Here is a 20,302-nt window from a genome sequence, read left to right on the forward strand (position 1 = left end):
GGCCGCACCGGCGGCTCCTTCTACGCGTGTGCCGAACGTTTTGACCTTGCCGTAACTTCACCGATACCGAGCAACGTTCCAAGACCGACGCCGATGTAAACCGCCGAGCCGACGATGACCGCAGTCGCGGATCCCGACCAGCCACCTAGCGACGCGGAAATCATCCGTGCCACGAGCCAGGCGGCGAGGCCTCCGACCACGGTCGGTGGGATGGCGCGGCCCGCGCGGTCGATGACTTTGCCGATGCGGCCAACGTGCGCATCATCGGAGTACCACAGATACACCAATGCTGCTGTGTAGATACCGATCGACATCACGGACGCTACTGCAACACCGGCTAGCCCAAACTCAGCTCGAAACATGACGTAGATCGGGATTGCGATAATCGTTGAGACTGTCCCGACAGCTACCGGGATCCACATCTGTCGTCTTGCGTAGAACGACCGCGTGATGATCTGGAGTACGCCCCACATCGGTATCGAAAACGCATAGAAAAACAACGCAGTCCCGGCCGCAACGCTGTCGGATGCGGTGAAATTGCCGCGCTCGAACTGGGTGCGGATGATCGGCTCCGCCAGCGATACCATGAGTCCCGCAGACAGAATCGATAACACAACAACCCACGACACTGCCTTGTCAACCGTCGCTGCGAGCGCGCGGCGCTTCCCTTCTGCAAAAAGCCTCGCCAGCATCGGATATGCCGCGACGCTCGCTGCTTGGGCGATCGCACCAACCGGCACGAGCATCGTCCGCCGGGCGTATTGCAGGTGGGTTTGGGCACCGTCACCGACGAGGTCGCCAAAGGTGCTCATAAAGGTCTCGTCGAGTACAACGATTGACTGCCCGACCATGAGCGGAACAGCAATCACCGCATACTCACGCAGCACCGGATGGCGCCACGGGAGTGTCCAGTTGAGCTGCATCCCGACGCGCCTGGCGCCCCACCACTGGAGACCAAAGTTTCCGACCGCGGCCCCGACCAACGCGCCCCAAATGAAGCCCTCGGGGTCGGCTTCCCCCGTCACAGCCGCGTACAGGACGCCGCCCGAGATAATGCTGACGTTGTAGACGATCGGGGCCAGAGACGGAATCGTGAATACGCCCTTTGCGTATTGCACCGCGGAAAACAACGCGCCTGTGACGAAGAAGACCTGGGCGGGCAGGACGATACGAGTCAACCGGATCGTGTTGTCGATCTGTTCCGGCGTAAATCCTGGGTACAGTGACTCCACGATGGTCGGGGTTGCAAACCATCCGAAAACCGTCAGTCCCATGATCGCGATTGCGATCGGGCGCACTATTGCGCTCAGGGCGTCCCATCCTCCCTGTTCGTCATCGTTGGCGAGATAACGGCTGAATATCGGGATGAACGTGATTGAGAGGAATCCACCGGCGAGCAGGTAGTTCATGAAGTCGGGGATGCGGAACGCGGCAACGTATTGGTCGGTAGCCGCGGTGGCGCCAAGCAGCTGCGCGAACACTATCTCGCGGACCTGGCCGAGCAGGCGAGAAATGATGATCCCACCAGAAACGACAAGCGCGGCGGTCCCGAGACGGTTGGTGGGTTTGAACAGCTTGTTCACGGGCAGAAAGTTAGCGTCTCAAGGAGAGGATGTGGCATCACTCACCGGGGTGGCTGTCGTTTATGCGTTGTCGAGTCGGCTCAGCAAAAGGCCCAGGACAGCGGTCATCACCGCAATCGTGCCTACGACCTGGACAAGTGCGACGCCAATGCTCGGCTCAAGCGATCCGATCGCGTCGAGGGCAGTGGTGCCCGTGAAGGAGTCACTCAACAGGTCACTACCTCCGGCAAGCCCGACACGCCATGGCGACGAGGAAGCCAGTGACGGAATCGCCCCGATAATCAGATTGTCGATGAGGACGAGATAGGAAAGGGCCGCGATCGTTGCGCGCTTCGTGACGTAACCAAGTGGCGTCACGATTGCGGAATACAGGGTCGCTGACAACATGCCGGCCGCGACGAGTCCGATGATCGGGTTGCCGGATCCGCCGTCAACGACGTACGCAACGCTGAGGGCGAACGCACCCGCCGCAGCAAACGACGAGGCGACTACCGCAGTCGCGGCAATCTTCGCCGCTGCGATCGTGTACCTCGAAACGGGTCGCAACGTTAGGAAGGACAGAGTCTTGTCCGAGCGCTCGTCACCGAGCGCGGCACTTGCCAAGACAATTGCGGTGATCGGGATGATCAGGCTGAGGAGCGTTCTGATTGCTAGCTCAAGTAGGGCTTGCTCGGGTCCTTCAAACGAACTTTCGGGTATCAGTGTCTGCAACAGAGAGGGCAACAACGCTATGAGGAGGAAGCCGGCAATACGCTTTTTTGTCAGTAGCTGGCGGACCGTCACCCGAAAGATTGCGTGTGCAGTCATCATCGTCGGCCCTTTACGAGGTACCGGAATACGCTTTCGAGTGACTCGTCAACCGGCTCGAAACGGTGGATACGGGCGCCGATGTCGGATGCGATCCGGGGGAGGGCTCTGCCTACCGAGCTCAGATCTGTGGTCTCGACACGAACGCTTTCCTGGGAAACCGAGATGCCGGAAACGTCGGCTAACGACAGCAGCGCCGACGCGATCGGACGCGGTGCGTCGGTGTCGATCCTGATTTGGTACGGGATGTCAGACATCGCCGCCCGAATCGCACCGATATCGCCGGCGGCAGCGAGTTTTCCATCGACCATTGCAATGACTCTCGTCGCAAGCCGTTCTACCTCCTGAAGAACGTGCGACGAGATGACGATCGTGTGACCCGCAGCGGCGAGTTCTTTGAACATCGCAATGAGCGATGCGCGTCGAACGGGGTCGGTGCCGTTTAACGGCTCGTCAAGCACCAGCACCCGCGGGTTGTGTACCAACGCGGCAGCCACTTTGGTGCGTTGTCGCATGCCCTTGGAGTAATCCGAGATCGGGCGGTCGGCGGCGTCGAGCATTTCGACTCTGTTGAGAGCTTCAACGACCTCCGCGTTGCTGATGGCGGTGCCGATGAGGTCGGCGGCGTATCTGACGAATTGGCGTCCCGTAAGAAACGGGTACACGGAGTCGTCCTCGGGTACGAACGCTAGGTCCTTAAATACGTTGGGCGCCGTCCGTGGATTTTCGCCGAAGACCGACACCGATCCTTGCGACGGCGAGGTGAGACCCATCATCATGCGTAGGAGGGTTGTTTTACCCGCGCCGTTGGGCCCCAACAAACCGGTGATGCCGGGGCCGAAGGAACATGTGACGTCTGAGACCGCCACCTTGTTACCGAACCATTTGGAGACTCCGCGGACCTCGATCGTCGCGTCAGACACGAGGGCCGGGTTTGGTGCTGGTGTCATATGTCTCTCCGATACCGGAGGTGCACGATGAACCCAACAACGAACGCAAACACGGTCAACGCTGCGGCTGCGCTCCACAAAGGCAGGCCCGCATCGGTGAAAGTGAGGTTGTTGAGGCCGAACACCCAGTCGCGAACGACCCCGCCTGCGGTTACGACAGCAAAGAGCGGTGCAAGCGAGGAGCCCGGCAGGTCGGACTGGCCGAGACCGATCGCCAGAGAATCAACCAGTGGCAGCCCGATGATGATGGCGCCTGCCGCAAGCCCCGTTCTTTTCGCATACGCCGACACGAGAAACGCCGGGACCCCGAATGCGGCGGTGAACCCCAGCGATGCGGCGACGATGCGCAGCAGTTCGCCCGAGTCGGAAACCAACGTCGAGAAGAGCCCGGCCGGCTGAAGCGCCGAAAGACCGACGTACAGGACGAGTTGGGGGAGCAGGAGAAACATCATCATCAGGATTGCGAGCGACCCCGCGCGGGCGATGAGATAGTCCGCAGCGGAAACCGGTCGTGACGAGTAGACCGCAAGAACGTTGTCCCGACGGTCAGGAATCATGACGGCGGGTGCGGCGAGGGCAATGAACAGCAGCGAGAGGGAGGCGATAAGGTCGAAATATGATGCGTGCGAACCGAGCAGGTCTGATGCATCGATGTTCAACTCTGTGTTGAAGACAAATGACATTCCCACAAGGACAATCGCCGGCGTCATCGCACCAATGATCAGACCCATCGGCATGAACTTTGCGCGCGCTTTGCGTCCGATCCCCAACGCGCGTTTCATACCGTCTTTCACGATGGCGCGCATTGCGCCGCTGCGTCCGAGCCGTGGCCCGGTGTGCGGGACATAACCAAGGTCGTAAATCTGCCCCGTGCTCATGTTCCCTCAGCCTCCAGAAAGAGGTCCTCGAGTGTCGACCGTTTTGGAGTCAACCTCCGCATTCCCATGTGAGTGTCGGCCAGCACGTCTCTGATTAGGACGTCGACGTCGACGGACGGCGGCGCTTTCACCAGCAGACTCGCCGTGCCGCGGCCGACGGTTGCCCCGCGCGCCAGCAGCAGGTCGGCTACCGCGTCTGCGTCCCCGAGAACCTCAAGCTCGAGCGTGTCGCGGGCGACAACGCCTTCGATGGGTCCGTTGCGCAGCAGGGCGCCACCGTCAAGCATGACTACCCACTTGCACGTCCGCTCGATGTCGCTAAGCACATGACTCGATACCAACACGTTGATATCGAAATCGTTGAGTCGCGTGATGAGGTCGAGCATTTCGTCACGGCCCTCCGGGTCGAGGCCGGCGGTCGGTTCGTCGAGGAATACCAGGTCGGGATCATGCACGATGGCCTGGGCAAGCATTGCACGCTGTTTCATACCGGTCGAAAAATCTCCGATTGCGCGAAACCGTTCTTCGTGGAGCCCAACGAGTGTGAGCACGTCCGATGAGCGCTGTTTGGCCGCCTTCCTGGGAATACCGGCGAGCTCGGCGGCGTACACCATGAAATCCGCGGCTGTCTGATCCAACGGAAGCGTCGTGCCTTCCGCCATGTAACCGACTCGGGCGCGCATTGCGATGAGTTCTCGGGAAACGTCGTGTCCGAGCACTTTTACCGAGCCGGCGGTGGGGGTCAGAATGCCGAGCAAGATCTTTATCAGCGTGCTCTTGCCGGCGCCGTTCGCGCCAACCAGACCGATGGATCCCATCGGGATGCTGATGTCGAGGCTGTCGAGAGCTACGACGTTGCCATAGCTGTGGCTCAGGCCGGAAAGCTCGATAAGTGGGTGATCCATGAGGGCGTACGTTACCGCGTCGCCGACGAGGCGGGTATCAGGTATCACCCTGGGATCCGCGAACAGAGGCGACCCTGCTGTCAGCGGGTAGCCTTGCGAGGGTGGATACTGCTCTCACAATTCCAGCAGCTTTGTTGTCGTTCGGTTTTGCAGCACGAATGGTCCGTGATTACCTCGCCAGACCTCGTCCCCATGCCGCAGTGTGGGCCGCGGCGTTTGCGGCGTACGCCCTTGCGACGGGGTCGCTTGCGTGGGCTACTCTGTTCGGATGGACTCCGGCGGTGTACCGAGTCTTCTATCTCTTCGGTGCCATCGTCAATGTTCCCCTGCTCGCGGTCGGGTCTGTGTATTTGCTCTTTGGCGAGTCGAAAGGTCGCGCCGCAGCGACAGTTGCTTCGGTTGTCGTGATCCTCGGAGCGTTTGCCGTTTTGCTCGCCCCTGTCGACACGTCCGGACTCGGCGCCGCGGTCCCTGCCGGATCTGACGTGTATGCGAAGACCTTCACTGCCGGTAACGCCAACCTCCCTTCCCCACGCATCTTTGCCGGTGTAGCCGGCGGCGTTGCAGCCATTGTTGTCATCGGTCTTGCCGTGTTTTCCGCGGTACGGTGGCGGCGGAGAAACCCCAGACTTGCAAAGGGCAACGTCTTGATCGCAGTGGGGACACTGTTCCCGACGCTTGCCGGGTCAATGACCGCGCTCGGCGAAGCGGGCGGTCTTGCCGCGTCGCTCCTCGCCGGGATCGCAACGTTGTGGTGGGGGTACACGCTTGCATCAACCGCAAGACACAAACCCAACACTGCGTCACCCGAAACGGTTTGACGTGCCGCACGGGATCCGTACCATTCGTGGCGCGTCAAGAAAGCATTCATAGCTCCGCAACAAGGAGGGGGACGAGTGTTGACACAACCAGTTTCTAACCAGTCGCTGCGCAACCTCGTGCAGTCGGTGCCGAGCGTTGACGATGTCGGCGCAAAAGAACGTGTTGCAGCTCTCGGCCGCCGCTCAATCAAACGCGAGTCCAAACTGTCGGCGCTCCGGTTGGCCATCTCGATGATGGACCTCACCACGTTGGAGGGGAAGGACACTCCTGGAAAAATTCGGCAACTATGTTCTAAGGGTATACGTCCCGATCCAGCACGCAACGATCTTCCGACGGTTGCCGCGATTTGTGTCTATCCGGCTCACATAGATACGGCGGTCACCGCTCTTGGAGACAGCGGTGTGCGTGTTGCAAGCGTTGCGACCTATTTTCCGTCCGGGCAGGTAAGTATCGATGTAAAAGTCAACGACGTGCGCGAGGCGGTCGCGGCGGGCGCCCACGAGATCGACATGGTGATCGATCGCGGTGCCTTTCTGAGCGGCGACTACCTCAAAGTGTTCGAAGAGATCCAGGCCGTGCGAGAGGCGTGTGGGGAGTCCCACCTCAAGGTCATCCTCGAAACCGGGGAACTCGGCACTCTCGACAACGTGCGCAGGGCCTCGGCAATCGCAATGTCTGCCGGTACACACTTCATAAAAACATCGACGGGTAAGATTTCGCCCGCCGCCACCCTGCCGGTGACACTCGTCATGCTTGAGGCAATCAGAGATCATCACGCGGCAACCGGCGAGATGATCGGTATGAAGCCGGCGGGCGGGATCCGCACCGCAAAGGACTCGATCAGGTACCTTGTTCTCCTGAGCGAGACACTTGGCGCGCAGTGGATGACAAATGAGTGGTTCAGGTTTGGCGCGTCGAGTCTGCTCAACGATGTTTTGATGCAAATACGGTGGCTCGAAACGGGCCGCTATCAGTCTCCCGACTACTTCACGAAGGACTGAGCGATGACGGATCACACGATCGAAAAAGGTGTCGAGTGGGAGTACGCCCCATCGATTCAGTCCTCTGAGATGGTCTCCATTGCCGACAAATACGGACTATTTATAGGCGGCGACTTTGTTGATCCCTTGGATGGGGAGACGTTCGCCACGATTAACCCGGCGACAGAGGAACACATCGCGACCGTGTCGGCAGCCGGGCCAGCCGACATCGACGCCGCAGTGAAAGCAGCCCGCGGTGCGTACGAGAACGTTTGGGGCCAGATGCGACCTGCCGAGCGAGCGAAGTACCTGTACCGAATCGCACGCCTCCTCCAGGAGCGAACTCGCGAGTTTGCGGTCCTGGAAACCATTGACGGTGGCAAGCCGATCAAGGAGTCACGCGACGTCGACATTCCACTTGTAGCCGCCTATTTCTTCTACTACGCAGGGTGGGCCGACAAACTTGAGTATGCATTTGCCGGCATCGACCCCAAGCCATTGGGGGTTGCCGGGCAGATCATTCCGTGGAACTTTCCGATGATGATGTTGTCGTGGAAGATCGCACCCGCCCTGGCGGCCGGGAACACGGTCGTACTTAAACCTGCCGAAACAACACCGCTCACTGCGCTGCTGTTTGCCCAGTTGTGTGCCGAGGCCGGATTGCCGGACGGTGTTGTGAACATCGTTACGGGCGACGGTCGGACGGGGGCTGCGATTGTGGAACACCCTGATATCGACAAGATCGCCTTCACCGGGTCAACCGCCGTCGGCAAGGCGATACGTCGCGCAACGGCAGGGACCGGCAAGAAGCTCTCGTTGGAACTCGGCGGCAAGGGTGCCCACATCATCTTTGACGACGCACCCATCGATCAAGCAGTCGAAGGTGTCATCAACGGGATCTTCTTCAATCAGGGTCACGTCTGCTGTGCAGGGTCGCGGTTGTTTGTTCAAGAGAGTATCCGTGACGTATTCCTTGACAAACTTCAAGCGAGGCTTAACACGCTGCGGATCGGTGATCCGCTCGACAAGAACACCGACGTCGGCGCAATCAACTCCGCCTCTCAACTGGAGAGGATCGAGGTCCTAGTGGAATCGGGCCGTGCGGCTGGTGCAGAGATGTTCCAGTCCGAATGTGCACTCCCTGACAAGGGGTTCTGGTTTGCACCCACGGTCTTTACGGACGTTTCGCAGAGCCACCGCATTGCTCAAGAAGAGATCTTTGGGCCGGTCCTTGCAACGATGACGTTCCGCACTCCAGATGAGGCGATCGAGAAGGCAAACAACACGCCGTACGGGCTATCCGCCGGTGTGTGGACCACGAAGGGGTCGAGAATCTTGTGGATGGCAGACCGGCTCAAGGCTGGCGTCGTGTGGGCTAACACATTTAACAAGTTCGATCCTGCGTCGCCGTTTGGTGGATTCAAGGAATCCGGGTTTGGCCGTGAGGGTGGCCGTCACGGTCTCCTCCCGTACCTCGATGGGCCGTGGTCATGACCAGGGTCGACGTCCGCAAGACCGCCAAGCTGTACATCAATGGAGCGTTCGTGCGTTCGGAGTCTGGTCGCGTATATGCAGTTGAGCACGCCGACGGTTCGACCGTCGTTCGTGTGAGTCAGGGTTCGCGCAAGGACTTGCGAGACGCGGTCCGGGGGTCGCGTGCAGCACAGACCGGTTGGGCTGAGCGCAGTGGGTACAACCGGGGACAAATCATGTACCGCATTGCTGAGATCATGGAAGATCGGCGCGACAACTTCATTGATCGGCTTCTCACCGGCGGTTTTACGGCGGAGGCAGCAAATGCTGAGCTTGACGCCTCTATCGACCGGCTGGTCTGGTACGCAGGTTGGGCGGACAAGTTCACCCAGGTATTTGGCAACATGAACCCGGTAGCGGGACCCTTTTTCAATATCTCCGCCCCCGAACCCACCGGCGTTGTGGGCCTCCTCTTCGCTCACGAGTCCCCCCTCCTCGGCCTTATCTCACGTTTGTCTCCGATCATTGTGTCCGGCAACACCGTGGTTGTCGTTGTCGCTGGACCACGGCCGTTGGCGGCGGTCGCGCTTACTGAGGTGCTCGCCACATCTGATGTCCCTCCGGGCGTTGTCAACATCATCACCGGCTTCGCCGAAGAACTTGGGCCGGTCCTCGCAAAACACATGGATGTCAACGCCATCGACATTGTCGGCACGTCGGACGAGCTGGCCACCTCATTGGTTCGTGACGCAGCCGAGAACGTAAAACGCGTCACGGTTGCAACTCAGCCGGGCTTCGCCGACGAATCCGCCCAGAGTCCGTACCTGATTGCGAAGTTCGTCGAGACAAAAACGGTTTGGCATCCCAAGGGCGTCTGATGACACTGAGTATCGATGGTGCAACCCTAAGGTAACGCCGTGTTCACTGGACCGTGCAAGCGAAATGACCTCATCCGGTCAGCCTTACCCGGAGCCTCCAAGCTCGCGGCATTTTCGCTGGTGCTTGCGGCGTGTACTACGGGGGCGGTCACCCCGCCCGCAGAGGTTGACACTTGTGGTGGGCTCGTGACTATCGGCGTGGATCTTGTCGAAACGTGGGTAGAAGTCGTTGAGACCCTGCCGGTCGACGTCATGGTCGGAGACGCCACCCCACCACAGATCGTGGTTGATCTCGGTGCTACCGGTGAGCAGCTTGATGAGCGCGCGCAGGCGCTCGGATGTGATCTTGCAGAACTCAATACCGCAATCAGCGAGGCGACCGCCGATCTGGTGACCGATGACCCGGCCGCCGACCTAGTGCTCAAGGTCGTTCGTGAGGGTGCGCTGGTGAACTCTATCCAGGCGGTGGAGAGCTAAGCAGTGACGCGGCTTCGGTGTCGAGCATCCACGTGACCTTCTTCGCCTGTGCGGCGACTCGTTGAGCAGGGTGGGAGATGTTCAAGTTGAGGATTTCGTGGATCCTCTCGGCTTTCGCCCCGCCTGCGACCAGGAAAACAATGTGTTCCGCACGTCTCAACATCGCAAACGACGCAGTAAGGCGCCATGTTTCCTTGTGTTCGACCCAGTTGGCGAGATAGACATCGGCTTGTTCTCGCAACGCGTCGGTGCCGGGAAACAGCGAAGCAGTGTGGCCGTCGTCTCCGATGCCCAACAGGACCAGCCCAGGACTGGCAAGTTGCCGGGTGTAGATTCCGGCGGCTTCCTGAGGTGTAGGTAGCGACGTGTCTGGGCCAATGAATGTCACCCCGACCTCGTCCGTGAGGAGACGTCTTGCCATTGCGGAGTTCGAATCGGGATCGTCAACACTCACCCAACGTTCGTCCCCAAGCCAGCACACGACCTTTTCCCAAGCGATGTCTCTGGTAGTGAGCTCTCGGTACAGGTCAGCTGGAGTTGACCCGCCGGCAAGCCCCAACGCCGGATGTTCGTTGGATGCGATGTAGTCGGTGATAAGATCTGCCGCCGCGATTGCGACGTCGGCACGGGACGACAGGATGTGAACAGCCATGTTGTTCACGATAGGCGGCATTGCATTGGGTCGGTGTCGCTAGCGTCTCTGAGATGGCTCGACGACTGGTAATCCGCACACCGATTGGGAAAGTGACCGCCCGACTCGCAATGCCCGAGTCTCCGCTCGGCACCGGTATCGTCCTCGCACACGGCGCCGGAGCCGGTCAGGACCACCCGTTCATGGTTGCCTTACGCGATGCGTTGGCCTCGCACGGGTTCCCGACGATGACGTTCAACTACCACTACATCGAACGAGGGTCGAAGGCTCCTGATCGGGCCCCGAAACTGTTAGCTGTGCACAGGGCTGCGGCGGATCGTCTGCTCACATACTGTGATGATGTCGTCGTTGCCGGCAAGTCGATGGGGTCACGGATGGGCACCCATCTTGTCGGAGATGAAGGTTGGGTGGCGGCCGGTGTTGTGTGTTTTGCATATCCGCTGGTACCGATCGGGAAAGGCGTCCCGCGTTCAACCGAACACCTCTCCCGCATTGATTGCCCACAGCTGTACTTCGCCGGAACCAGAGATCGGTTGTCACCGCCGGACCTGATCCTGGACACGTTGTCGGCGATCAGCAGCGCCCGATTGGTCATTGTTGACGACGCCGATCACGGCTTCCACGTCTCAAAACGGTCAACCGATACAGATTCCGGAGTCCTCGCCGGGCTTGCCGCCACGACTGCAAAATGGATCAATACGTCGGTTCTCTGAGCGCATCAATGGGTAAACCCGACGACCTCCAGACGTGTCTTGAGGCAGAGTTCCGGGTGGTGGTCTAGAGGTCGGCGGGGGAGCGGTAGATGCCGGCGACCACTTCGCCCCTGCGCACGCGGAGAGTCCAGATCGAGCCCTTGCGCCATTCCGGGGGGCCATCGATGGTGCCTTGCGCGACAAGCTTGCCTATGAAGTCACCGATGACCTCACCGTGGCTACACAGCACTGCCTGGTGCCCTTGTAAGTCGGCAATCAGGTCGGCAACATCGGCGGCCGTTGATCCGTCGCCGAGGCCTGGTGCGCGTACCAGTTGGAGCCCAGCCTGTTTGGCGTAACCGCCGACCGTCTGGCGACATCTCCTGAACCTCGATGTCATCACCGTGGTGATGGGGTAGTTGGAGAGCCAGTTGTCGATAGCTGAGACCTGCTTGTAGCCACGGAGGCTGATTGGTCGCTTCCGGTCGATGTCATGCCACATCCCGCGGACCCCGGCATGAGCATGCCGAACGAGATAAATTGTCGCGGACTTTGGATGTTTCAGCATGCCCGCCGCGACGTCGATGAGGGTACGGTCGCGTCCGTAGCTGAGTTGTTTCATCGCCTTCTTGCGAGAGAGCCAGAGCACCTCATCGACCTCTTCGTTTGGTGCAAAGGAACCCTTTTTCTCCTTCATCAACCAGTACCGAACGAGCTTGGAGTTTCCGTTGCCCGTCGAGTAGAGCACACCTCCGAGAAACGCCCCAGGGCGGACGACATACCCTGTCTCTTCTTCCACTTCGCGCACTGCGGCGTCGTGGAACGGTTCACCGATGTCGAGTTTTCCCTTCGGAATCGACCAGTCGTCATACCTCGGGCGATGTGCGACCAGATACTGGATAGAACCCTTGCGAGTCCTGTAGACCACGCCGCCGGCGGCGTGGATCTGAGCTGCGGGGCTGATGTTCTTCAACGGCCGCCCGCTCCCGCGGTCGGTTCCAACGCCGTCTGCATGAAGTGGGCGTGGCTGCCGCAACCACCGTTGTGAGGGACTGGGCGCCAATCGCCGTCCACCTGTCGCCACGCAAGCAAATCGTCGTTCAGCAACGTTTCGATGATCCCGTCGAGCCTGGTTTGCAACTGGGGGTCGTCGACGGGCGTCAGCACCTCCACGCGAGCGTTCAGGTTGCGTTGCATCATGTCTGCAGAGCCGAAGTAGTACGTCGCACCTTTTCCGACGGTGCCAAACCGGAAGATCCGCGAATGCTCGAGGAATCTTCCTACCACCGAACGAAGTGTGATGTTTTGTGAAAGGCCAGGCACCTCGGCGCGAAGCCCACAGATGCCACGGACAATCAGATCGACCTGGCAGCCCTTGGATGAAGCTTCGTACAACTCATCGATGATGTCGGCGTCGATGAGGTGGTTGAGTTTGAGCAGGATGCGACCATCTGAGCCGCGATCGGCCTGTTCTCGAATACGGCTTGTGATCTCGGTGCGCAGATGGTGTGGGGCAACGAGAAGCTTGCGGTAGTGGGGTGCGGCTGCGTAGCCGGTGAGGGCGTTAAACAGCTCGGATAGGTCAGCGCCAATGTCGGGATCGGCTGTCAGAATGCCGAGGTCTTCGTACAGCCGGGCGGTGTTCGGGTTGTAGTTGCCCGTCCCAATGTGGGCATAGCGTTTCAGCACTCCACCCTCGCGCCGCACGACGAGAAGGGTTTTGGTATGGGTCTTGAGACCCGGTACTCCGTACACGACATGGACGCCGGCGCTCTCAAGCAGTTTCGCCCAACTGATGTTCGCCGCTTCGTCGAAACGGGCCTTCAGCTCGACGAGCACAACGACCTGCTTGCCCGCCTCAGCCGCTGCGATCAGCGATCTCACAATGGTTTCCTCACCGCCGAGGGCGGGGTCGTCAGGGATTGATGTCCGGTATAGCGTTTGTTTTATTGCGAGCACATTGGGGTCGTGTGCGGCCTGTGCAAGGAATGCACCCGTCGAGGTTGCGAACGACTCGTACGGGTGGTGAACCATGATGTCGCCCTTTGTGAGCTCGTGGAAGAAGTCGACCGGTTGGTCGCCGCGATCGGCGATTCTTGGCTGCGTTGTCGGAGTCCAGGAGTTGTCCTTGAGGTCAGGTCTTGCAATGTTGTAGATGTCCGAGAGGCCGCTGAGACCTAGAGGCGTGGACCTGCGGAAGACGTTGCTGCTCGACACGCCGAGTTCTGAGGCGAGTAGGTCGAGCATGCTGTCGCTCATGCGGGTGTCGATTTCAAGCCGCACGACGGTCACGGACCTTTGTCGGAACCGCAGCACCGACTCCATGGCCTCAAGCAGATCTTTGGCCTCTTCCTCCTCCACTGCAATGTCGGCGTTGCGGGTGACCCGGAAGAAAAAATGGTCAACGATGTCACTGCCAGAGAAGAGCCGATCGAGGTGAGCACCGATGACCTGTTCAAGCGGGACAAATCGATACTCATCGCCGAGTTGTACAAAACGCGGAAGGATCGGAGGCACCTTCACCCGAGCAAACTCCGTGGTTCGCGACGACGGGCGCTGCAACTCAACTGCAATATTGAGTGAGAGGTTCGAGATGTAGGGGAACGGGTGTGAGGGGTCGACGGCGAGGGGAGTGAGCACCGGGAAGAGCTGTTCGTCAAACGCCTCCGACAAGTACTTCCGCTCTCCGTTGGAGAGGTCGGTGTAGTCCGTGATGTGGATGTCGTTGTTAGCCAGCGCCGGGAAAAGGTCGTCGTTCATCAGCGAGTCCACCCGGGTGATGATCTCAACCATCGCTTTGTGAATTGCGTCGAGTTGTGCCCGCGGTGACATCCCGTCGGCAGGGCGCCTGCCGACTCCGGTTACGTCGTGTTCGACCAGCCCTGCAACGCGTACCTGGTAAAACTCGTCGAGGTTGTTGGCAACGATGGCGACAAACTTGACCCGCTCAAGCAACGGCGTCTCTTTGTTCTCCGCCAACGAGAGCACACGCGTCTGGAAATCCAGGAGCGACAACTCCCGATTGATGTAACTTTCAGGTGGGTGCGCGGTCATCGGTAGGCTTTCGGGGACTGGTCCATCGTACTTCCCCCTACGTCGACAGGGTCAGGTCGCTTCCGTACGGAAATTGTCGTCCTCAATCGCAAGGACCTTGTCAAGCCGACGTCGGTACTGTCCCTTGTCCCAAAAGGTCGCATCGAGGAAAGCGACAACGATCTCCCACGCCAAGGCTCTGCCCGTGACGCTTGTCGCAAGGGAAACCATGTTTGCGTCATCGTGTTCCACTGCCTGATGGGCGGTGTACGTGTCGTACGCCTGGAAACAGCGAATTCCGCGGATCTTGTTTGCTGCAATGCACATGCCGGCGCCCGATCCACAGATGACGATTGCGCGGTCGGCCGCTCCGTCGAGCACAACTTCAGAAGCTGCCACCGCAAAGTCGGGGTAGTCGACCGACTCGGTGCTGTCGGTGCCGACATCGATAACCTCGTGTCCGCGATCCACGAGCAACGGAATGAGTTCGTTTTTCAGTAGGTATCCGGCGTGATCGGAGCCCACAACAATGCGCACCAACGTCTCCTTTTCGTGACTTGGCCACGATACTCGCATCGATAGGCTCGTGAACAGGTGTAGGTTGAACGGGTGAAGAAGCTCGCGGCCACATTCCTGGTGATAGCTGCGGCTTGCGGGTCAGGCGGCACGGCACCGCCGATCGGACAATCCGAGACCCTATGCACCGAAGTTTTCTGCGTAGATGTGCCGGCCGGGTGGTCGGTGTTGGATTCGGGAGGGTCATACGTCGTCCTCGCCAGGTCTGACGATGCTGACGTGTTGATATCGATTGCTCCGATGAACATGGAAGGCGTGGCGACAGCCGCGGGGCGAACGTGGCCGATATCACGGTCCGAAGTCGTTGAGGCGCTTTGGGCGATTGTCGAAGACGGCACTGGCGAGGTGGAGAAGGTTGAGCCGCAGTTTGACGGGTCGATCGACAGTTTCGTCGTGCTTACGGATGGTTTTGCGTGGCACCGTCTGGTCGTGACCGAGTCGCCGCTTGCGTACTCAATCGAACTCCGAGCAGGCGGCAAATCGTGGGAGAAGCACGCTGATCTGATTCGCACGACGTTTGAGGTTCTCCCATAGTGCGCGGTCTAGATGGAATCGGCCCGTAGAATCCTCATGATGGAAGCTATGCGAGTAACCGGTGGAACACTTCTGCGCGGCACGGTTCATGTGCTGGGGGCAAAGAACGCCGCCCTCAAACACCTCGTTGCGACGTTGCTGGCACCCGGCGCCCACACCCTGACGAACGTCCCCGACATTGTTGACGTCTCACTGATGGGTGAGGTCCTCACACACGTCGGTGCGACCTGCACCGTTGATGGCACGACGATGACGGTCACCGTTCCTGACGACATTTCAGCCGAGGCGCCGCTTGAAGTGGTCAGCAGGATGCGAGCATCGATTCTCGTTGTTGGTGCTCTGCTCGCACGCGTCGGCGAAGTGCGGATTGCGCTACCCGGTGGAGATGACTTTGGATCGCGTCCCATCGACATGCATCTCGATGGGCTTCGCCGCCTCGGCGCAGAGTTCGAGATTCGAGAGGGAGCGCTCCACGGGTGGGCGCCGCGTGGGTTGATCGGGGCGGACGTCGAACTCGAGTTCCCGTCGGTTGGTGCGACGGAGAACATTCTGCTGGCGGCAGTGATGGCCAAGGGGACGACGATTCTCACCAATGCAGCACGCGAACCTGAGTTGACAGATCTAGCGATATTCCTGTGTGCGATGGGAGCGACCATAACCGGCGCCGGCACATCCCGTCTCGAAATCACCGGGGTCCCCGAGTTGCACGCAGCGACCCATGCCGTAGTTCCCGACCGTCTTGAGGCCGGCACCTACCTGCTTGCGGGCGCCGCATCTGGAGGCGAGGTCACGGTCGAGGACTGTGTGCCGGACCATCTCAGGATGGAATTGTCGAAGATGAGAGCTGCCGGTTGTGATGTCGTTACCGGCGATTCTTCGATTACGGTGTCTGGCCCAGGACGTCCAACCGCGGTCGACTTTGCCACACTGCCGTATCCGGGCTTTCACACCGACATGCACCCTCAGATGGTGGCGTTCCTTGCTTCAGGTTTGGGTACGTCGATAATGACGGAGAACATTTACTCGGGCCGGTTTCGGTATATCGACATGCTGAATCGTATGGGCGCGGCGATCCGTGTAGACGGGCAACATGTGGTGATCGACGGTCAGAGTCGCCTCAGCGGAACCACCGTGGATGCGTGTGATATCAGAGCCGGTGCGGCGCTCACCATTGCGGCCTTAGCGGCCGAGGGGACGACGACCATCCTCGACGCCAGCCACCTCGATCGGGGTTACACCGAATTCGTCCCGAAGCTTGCTGCATTGGGGGCGACAATTGAGCGCTTCGACATCTAGGTTTACGCGACGGCACTCGGCCGCCGGCATCACATGGTTGGCTGCGGCGATGGTGTTGGGAACGCTCGGTCAGGGTGTCGCATCAGCACAGCAGACCGGCAGTGGCATCTATGAGGTGACGATTGTCCCGCGCCAAGGGACCGAGATTGTCTGGCGTAATCGGAGCTATGTCGGAGCCCTCAACATCGGCACCGCTGACAAGAATCTAGTACTCGTCGAGGAGGTGGACCTAGACGGGTACCTGCGCGGAATTCACGAAGTTCCGCTGTCGTGGCCCGACGAAACTCTTGCAGCCCAGGTTGTTGCTGCCCGTACCTATCTCGCGTGGACGATGGCGCGCGGGCGTTCGTCTTCGGGTCGAAAGTATGAGTTCGACATTTGCGCGACGACGCAATGTCAGGTGTACGGAGGCAGCAGTCCGGGGGATTCGGTTGACGAACTGCGCTGGGACGCCGAGATCGCCCGTACGTCGCGCGAGATCCTTTTGTACGAGGACTCCCCGGCCCAGGCGCTGTACTCGTCGAGCGCCGGGTCGCGTACCCGGGCTATCCAGGACATTTGGGGTGCCTCCGCGAAACCGTACTTGCAGCCCGTCGACTCTCCAGAACTTGATGTGACGCCGTATCGGTCGTGGACCGTTGTCGTGCCCGCTGACGCTTTCCGGCGCGTCGTTGCCATGTCTGGGTTCACCGTCGGTGGTGATATCACTGACGTTTCCGTAGTCGGTCCGGGGGAGGGCGAGGGTCCTTCGCAGGTGGAGATCCGCTCAGAACTCGGTATCACCTCTATTGCAGTGTCGCGCATTCGAGCCATTTTCAATGTCCATGGCCCGACGCTGTATCCGGGTCTGTTTCCTGGACCCCGGCCGTCGGGGAGGCGGTGGCCGCAGACGATTCTGTCCTACACGTTCGCAACGCATGTTGAGGGTGAGAATCCGTCGGCGATATCGAGCGTGTCGGCGTTCTTGCCGGCGTCCGACCGGCCGACTCCTCTCACGGTCGTGTTCGACGGCGAGGGTTGGGGTCATGCGATTGGGATGTCGCAGTGGGGCATTAAGGCAATGGGTGACAACGGTTGGGTGTACGACGACATGCTCGCCCATTATTACGGTGGTCTGCGTCCTGAAGACGGTGGGCGCTACATCCCCGACACGGTGCGGATCGGACTCACCTGGACATCGCCGTCGCTGCTCTTCGAGGCTACGGGTTCGTTCGATTTGTGGGTGAACGGTTCGTTTGCGGGCGTTGTTCCCGGCGGAGAGTGGACGTTCGACCGTTCATCGAACGGCATCCGCCTGACGCCACCCGTCGGCGCTGAAATTGTTGTCGCGTTGCTGACCGGCAAACATTGGCCGCGCTGATACGAAGGCCAGACATCCATGCAGGCCGTGTTCCGCGAGCAGTCGGTGCGGACAGAAACCGCCTTCAGAGTCGGCGACGTGCCGTACAATGTCGTCAGCACACGAGGGGCTCACATGGCCGACGAACAACAGATGCAGACGTCCACAATTTCGGTGGCGTCGCCGCGGGGTGTTGACGATCTCGGCGCGGCACCTCCGACCGACACTCCGATCGACGAGGATCTGCTCAACGAAGTCCTTGAGTACATTCGTCCGGCGCTCCAGGCCGACGGTGGAGACATGATTCTTCTCGGCACAGACGGCGGGCGAGTGACTCTACAACTCGTCGGTTCCTGCGACGGTTGTTCGCTCGTCTCGATGACCCTGACGGCGGGAATAGAACGGATCCTCAAAGACCGCGTCCCCGGTGTAGTCGAGGTCATCGCGCTCTAGCTGCACCGCTGGGAAGTCACCCGCGAACTCTCTGAGAGGCGATACAGCTTGCTGGTTGGTAGCCGATCTGATTTGATCAAACTGGTGCGAGCTGCCACGAGTCGATTTCGGCGATGATGGTGTCGAGATGGTCTGTGATGACGGGTGCGTCTTGGCCGCGGCTGGCGACGAATAGCCCCATCGTCATGACCGCAAGGACGCGTGCCTTTCTCGCTGCAAGCTCGGGTGCGACCGTGTCGCTGCGCTCGCTTTGTGTGAGGCTGTTGAAGAATGATTCGTAGAGTCGCTGCTGGTAGGCGTCGCCGACCTTGCGGGCCTCCGGGGACGCTATTGCAAGCTCGGTGATTGTGTTGACGATCATGCAGCCAAGGTATCCGCCGCCGTCGTCAACGACCCTACCGCGCCATTGTGTGAAGAACGAACGGACCCCGGCCACACCTCCGGGGTTATCCAAGGGAGCCAAGGCGGTATCGAATCCCGTTAGATAACGGGCCAGGGTACGGTCGAATAGCTCGCGTTTCGAGCCGAACGCGCGGTACAGCGACGATCGTGACAAACCGGACGTGCTGACGATGTCGTGCAACGAGGTGGCTTCATAACCCTTTTCCCAGAACAGGTACATCAGGCTCGTCAGCACCTCGCCAATATCGAAGCTTCGTGTTCGTGTCATGTTTATCCAGCGACTTGATGGGAATGATCGGTCCATTATGGTAACGCAGGAACGATCGGTCCCATTGGGTGGTTGATGAACAAGGTGATGATGCGCAAGCAACTGACAGGATCTGCAACCAGAGCGCTTGCAGGTTTCAAACGGCGTATCGAAACGGGCGAATCAATCGACACAGACTCCGCCCTCGATACCTCGCTGGTCGTTGTCGCCGGCTAGCCACACCAGTGGTACTTGGGCAGCTCCGCTCTTACGCGCTCAGGATGGGACCTTGTGCGATGAGCGGGTCCTGACTGCAGTGGTCCGGTAGTGTCATCTCGATGCCGAATCCGATTGACGCCACACTCTTGATTCAGGCCGCCCGCAGCGGCGACAGCCGATCGCTTGCGCGGCTCATTTCCGCCGTCGAAAGCGGGGGTGCCGTTGCGACCGAGATCGTATCGGCGTTGTATCGCGACATCGGTCATGCGTGGACCGTCGGGATCACCGGCGCACCGGGTTCGGGGAAGTCGTCTCTTGTGAACCATCTGATAACCCATATTCGTCGCGGCGGCGCCAAGGTTGCTGTTGTGGCGGTTGACCCTTCGAGCCCGTTCACGGGTGGGGCGATCCTGGGGGACCGCATTCGAATGCAGCAGCACATTGATGATGACGGTGTGTTCATCCGTTCCATGGCTTCGCGGGGGCAACTCGGCGGCTTAGGTGCGTCCTCGTCGCGTGTCGTGATGATTCTTGATGCTTTCGGGTTTGACGAAGTGATTGTCGAGACGGTCGGGGTCGGGCAAGCCGAAGTCGATATTGCCGCAAACGTCGACACCACCGTTGTTGTGGTCAACCCCGGCTGGGGTGATGCGGTGCAGACCGCAAAGGCGGGTCTACTCGAGATCGGTGACGTATTTGTTGTGAACAAGGCCGACCGGCCCGGCGTAGACGAAACGATTAGGGACCTCAATGCGATGCTCGACCTCGATGTCGATTCCTTCTGGCGTCCGCTCGTTGTGCAATGCACCGCTCATACGGGCGACGGCACCGAGGCCGTGTGGGACGCCGTAACGCAGCACCGAGAGCACCTTGACGGGGGTGGCAAGATCCCGGCGCGACGTGATCGCTGGCGGACGGAGTTCCGCCGCGCGGTCAAGCACCGGTACTCGGAGAGAGCACAAAGGCTGCTGAACTCGAGTGCGGCCACCGCCGTCGGTGATGCCGTTGCGGATCTCGAAAAGGATCCGTGGACCGCAGCCGCTGAATTGACATGGGACCTCGACCGGTAGCCACCTTGGGTGCACCACTAACCTTGTACAAAGCTG

General features: G+C 60.0%; 22 protein-coding genes. 12 read left to right on the forward strand and 10 right to left on the reverse strand.

The window, feature by feature from the left end:
• Positions 1–20 precede the first annotated feature (20 nt).
• From murJ to IIC71_01400, 5 genes are read right to left on the reverse strand one after another with little or no spacing between them, the layout of a single operon-like run.
• Entirely contained in the window at positions 21–1,583 is a 1,563-nt protein-coding gene (murJ, locus tag IIC71_01380) for a murein biosynthesis integral membrane protein MurJ (GenBank protein ID MCH7667845.1), read from the reverse strand.
• A gap of 60 nt (positions 1,584–1,643) precedes the next feature.
• On the reverse strand, positions 1,644–2,393 hold the full coding sequence (locus IIC71_01385; protein ID MCH7667846.1) for an ABC transporter permease: 750 nt from the start codon (positions 2,391–2,393) through the stop codon (positions 1,644–1,646).
• Positions 2,390–3,340, reverse strand: coding sequence for an ABC transporter ATP-binding protein (locus IIC71_01390; GenBank protein ID MCH7667847.1), 951 nt, complete (start codon positions 3,338–3,340; stop codon positions 2,390–2,392). Before IIC71_01390 ends, IIC71_01385 begins: the two co-directional genes overlap by 4 nt.
• Positions 3,337–4,218 (reverse strand): hypothetical protein, encoded by an 882-nt coding sequence (locus IIC71_01395; protein MCH7667848.1) that lies wholly within the window; start codon positions 4,216–4,218, stop codon positions 3,337–3,339. Before IIC71_01395 ends, IIC71_01390 begins: the two co-directional genes overlap by 4 nt.
• Complete coding sequence (locus IIC71_01400; protein MCH7667849.1) at positions 4,215–5,123, reverse strand: ABC transporter ATP-binding protein; 909 nt, start codon at positions 5,121–5,123, stop codon at positions 4,215–4,217. The genes IIC71_01395 and IIC71_01400 overlap by 4 nt, the downstream gene beginning before the upstream one ends.
• A 101-nt stretch (positions 5,124–5,224) precedes the next feature.
• On the opposite strand from IIC71_01400, the gene IIC71_01405 reads away from it, so the two are divergent.
• The 5 genes from IIC71_01405 to IIC71_01425 all read left to right on the forward strand — a co-directional run bounded on the left by IIC71_01405 (position 5,225) and on the right by IIC71_01425 (position 9,753).
• Positions 5,225–5,944 carry a hypothetical protein gene (locus tag IIC71_01405; GenBank protein MCH7667850.1) on the forward strand — a complete coding sequence of 240 codons (720 nt, stop codon included), beginning with the start codon at positions 5,225–5,227 and terminating at the stop codon, positions 5,942–5,944.
• Between the two features lie 78 nt (positions 5,945–6,022).
• Positions 6,023–6,946, forward strand: coding sequence for a deoxyribose-phosphate aldolase (deoC, locus tag IIC71_01410; protein MCH7667851.1), 924 nt, complete (start codon positions 6,023–6,025; stop codon positions 6,944–6,946).
• A 3-nt stretch (positions 6,947–6,949) separates the two neighbouring features.
• The gene (locus IIC71_01415; protein MCH7667852.1) at positions 6,950–8,419 is read left to right on the forward strand and encodes an aldehyde dehydrogenase family protein; all 1,470 of its coding nucleotides are present in this window, start codon (positions 6,950–6,952) and stop codon (positions 8,417–8,419) included.
• Positions 8,416–9,276, forward strand: a complete 861-nt coding sequence (locus tag IIC71_01420; protein ID MCH7667853.1) for an aldehyde dehydrogenase family protein — start codon at positions 8,416–8,418, stop codon at positions 9,274–9,276. The genes IIC71_01415 and IIC71_01420 overlap by 4 nt, the downstream gene beginning before the upstream one ends.
• Positions 9,277–9,315: 39 nt before the next feature.
• Positions 9,316–9,753 (forward strand): hypothetical protein, encoded by a 438-nt coding sequence (locus IIC71_01425; GenBank protein ID MCH7667854.1) that lies wholly within the window; start codon positions 9,316–9,318, stop codon positions 9,751–9,753.
• Here the strand turns inward: IIC71_01425 and pgl are convergent.
• The gene (gene pgl / locus IIC71_01430; protein MCH7667855.1) at positions 9,731–10,405 is read right to left on the reverse strand and encodes a 6-phosphogluconolactonase; all 675 of its coding nucleotides are present in this window, start codon (positions 10,403–10,405) and stop codon (positions 9,731–9,733) included. The two genes, IIC71_01425 and pgl, sit on opposite strands and share 23 nt — an antisense overlap.
• Before the next feature lie 53 nt (positions 10,406–10,458).
• Between pgl and IIC71_01435 the strand changes: the two genes are divergently transcribed.
• The gene (locus tag IIC71_01435; GenBank protein ID MCH7667856.1) at positions 10,459–11,118 is read left to right on the forward strand and encodes a dienelactone hydrolase family protein; all 660 of its coding nucleotides are present in this window, start codon (positions 10,459–10,461) and stop codon (positions 11,116–11,118) included.
• 64 nt (positions 11,119–11,182) lie between these two features.
• Here IIC71_01435 and IIC71_01440 read toward each other — a convergent pair whose 3' ends face one another.
• From IIC71_01440 to IIC71_01450, 3 genes are read right to left on the reverse strand one after another with little or no spacing between them, the layout of a single operon-like run.
• Entirely contained in the window at positions 11,183–12,070 is an 888-nt protein-coding gene (locus tag IIC71_01440) for an NUDIX hydrolase (GenBank protein MCH7667857.1), read from the reverse strand.
• Entirely contained in the window at positions 12,067–14,151 is a 2,085-nt protein-coding gene (ppk1, locus tag IIC71_01445; GenBank protein ID MCH7667858.1) for a polyphosphate kinase 1, read from the reverse strand. The genes IIC71_01440 and ppk1 overlap by 4 nt, the downstream gene beginning before the upstream one ends.
• A gap of 51 nt (positions 14,152–14,202) precedes the next feature.
• The gene (locus tag IIC71_01450) at positions 14,203–14,706 is read right to left on the reverse strand and encodes an RpiB/LacA/LacB family sugar-phosphate isomerase (GenBank protein ID MCH7667859.1); all 504 of its coding nucleotides are present in this window, start codon (positions 14,704–14,706) and stop codon (positions 14,203–14,205) included.
• A gap of 33 nt (positions 14,707–14,739) precedes the next feature.
• Here IIC71_01450 and IIC71_01455 point away from each other — a divergent pair, with 33 nt between their 5' ends.
• The 4 genes from IIC71_01455 (at position 14,740) to IIC71_01470 (ending at position 18,328) form a co-directional block, all read left to right on the forward strand.
• Positions 14,740–15,240: a hypothetical protein gene (locus tag IIC71_01455; GenBank protein ID MCH7667860.1), complete on the forward strand. Its 501-nt coding sequence runs from the start codon at positions 14,740–14,742 to the stop codon at positions 15,238–15,240.
• A gap of 36 nt (positions 15,241–15,276) precedes the next feature.
• Positions 15,277–16,536: a UDP-N-acetylglucosamine 1-carboxyvinyltransferase gene (gene murA / locus IIC71_01460; GenBank protein ID MCH7667861.1), complete on the forward strand. Its 1,260-nt coding sequence runs from the start codon at positions 15,277–15,279 to the stop codon at positions 16,534–16,536.
• Positions 16,537–16,585: 49 nt separating this feature from the next.
• Positions 16,586–17,896, forward strand: a complete 1,311-nt coding sequence (locus IIC71_01465; protein ID MCH7667862.1) for a SpoIID/LytB domain-containing protein — start codon at positions 16,586–16,588, stop codon at positions 17,894–17,896.
• Between the two features lie 132 nt (positions 17,897–18,028).
• Positions 18,029–18,328: a NifU family protein gene (locus IIC71_01470; protein ID MCH7667863.1), complete on the forward strand. Its 300-nt coding sequence runs from the start codon at positions 18,029–18,031 to the stop codon at positions 18,326–18,328.
• 76 nt (positions 18,329–18,404) lie between these two features.
• Here the strand turns inward: IIC71_01470 and IIC71_01475 are convergent, their stop codons facing one another.
• Positions 18,405–18,998, reverse strand: a complete 594-nt coding sequence (locus IIC71_01475; GenBank protein MCH7667864.1) for a TetR/AcrR family transcriptional regulator — start codon at positions 18,996–18,998, stop codon at positions 18,405–18,407.
• A 75-nt stretch (positions 18,999–19,073) separates the two neighbouring features.
• On the opposite strand from IIC71_01475, the gene IIC71_01480 reads away from it, so the two are divergent.
• Both IIC71_01480 and meaB read left to right on the forward strand, forming a co-directional pair.
• Positions 19,074–19,214, forward strand: coding sequence for a hypothetical protein (locus IIC71_01480; GenBank protein MCH7667865.1), 141 nt, complete (start codon positions 19,074–19,076; stop codon positions 19,212–19,214).
• Positions 19,215–19,315: 101 nt separating this feature from the next.
• Positions 19,316–20,266 carry a methylmalonyl Co-A mutase-associated GTPase MeaB gene (meaB, locus tag IIC71_01485; GenBank protein MCH7667866.1) on the forward strand — a complete coding sequence of 317 codons (951 nt, stop codon included), beginning with the start codon at positions 19,316–19,318 and terminating at the stop codon, positions 20,264–20,266.
• Positions 20,267–20,302: the final 36 nt, after the last annotated feature.

The sequence above is a fragment of the Acidobacteriota bacterium genome (assembly GCA_022562055.1).
Classification (GTDB): Bacteria; Actinomycetota; Acidimicrobiia; order Spongiisociales; family UBA5794; genus BMS3BBIN02.

Coding starts and splice junctions, on each gene's coding strand:
- IIC71_01385 (MCH7667846.1), bottom strand. CDS start 2,393: ATGATGACTGCACACGCAATCTTTCGGGTGACGGTCCGCCAGCTACTG.
- IIC71_01390 (MCH7667847.1), bottom strand. CDS start 3,340: ATGACACCAGCACCAAACCCGGCCCTCGTGTCTGACGCGACGATCGAG.
- IIC71_01395 (MCH7667848.1), bottom strand. CDS start 4,218: ATGAGCACGGGGCAGATTTACGACCTTGGTTATGTCCCGCACACCGGG.
- IIC71_01400 (MCH7667849.1), bottom strand. CDS start 5,123: ATGGATCACCCACTTATCGAGCTTTCCGGCCTGAGCCACAGCTATGGC.
- IIC71_01415 (MCH7667852.1), top strand. CDS start 6,950: ATGACGGATCACACGATCGAAAAAGGTGTCGAGTGGGAGTACGCCCCA.
- IIC71_01420 (MCH7667853.1), top strand. CDS start 8,416: ATGACCAGGGTCGACGTCCGCAAGACCGCCAAGCTGTACATCAATGGA.
- pgl (MCH7667855.1), bottom strand. CDS start 10,405: ATGGCTGTTCACATCCTGTCGTCCCGTGCCGACGTCGCAATCGCGGCG.
- IIC71_01435 (MCH7667856.1), top strand. CDS start 10,459: ATGGCTCGACGACTGGTAATCCGCACACCGATTGGGAAAGTGACCGCC.
- ppk1 (MCH7667858.1), bottom strand. CDS start 14,151: ATGACCGCGCACCCACCTGAAAGTTACATCAATCGGGAGTTGTCGCTC.
- IIC71_01450 (MCH7667859.1), bottom strand. CDS start 14,706: ATGCGAGTATCGTGGCCAAGTCACGAAAAGGAGACGTTGGTGCGCATT.
- murA (MCH7667861.1), top strand. CDS start 15,277: ATGATGGAAGCTATGCGAGTAACCGGTGGAACACTTCTGCGCGGCACG.
- IIC71_01465 (MCH7667862.1), top strand. CDS start 16,586: ATGGTGTTGGGAACGCTCGGTCAGGGTGTCGCATCAGCACAGCAGACC.
- IIC71_01470 (MCH7667863.1), top strand. CDS start 18,029: ATGCAGACGTCCACAATTTCGGTGGCGTCGCCGCGGGGTGTTGACGAT.
- IIC71_01475 (MCH7667864.1), bottom strand. CDS start 18,998: ATGACACGAACACGAAGCTTCGATATTGGCGAGGTGCTGACGAGCCTG.
- IIC71_01480 (MCH7667865.1), top strand. CDS start 19,074: ATGAACAAGGTGATGATGCGCAAGCAACTGACAGGATCTGCAACCAGA.
- meaB (MCH7667866.1), top strand. CDS start 19,316: ATGCCGAATCCGATTGACGCCACACTCTTGATTCAGGCCGCCCGCAGC.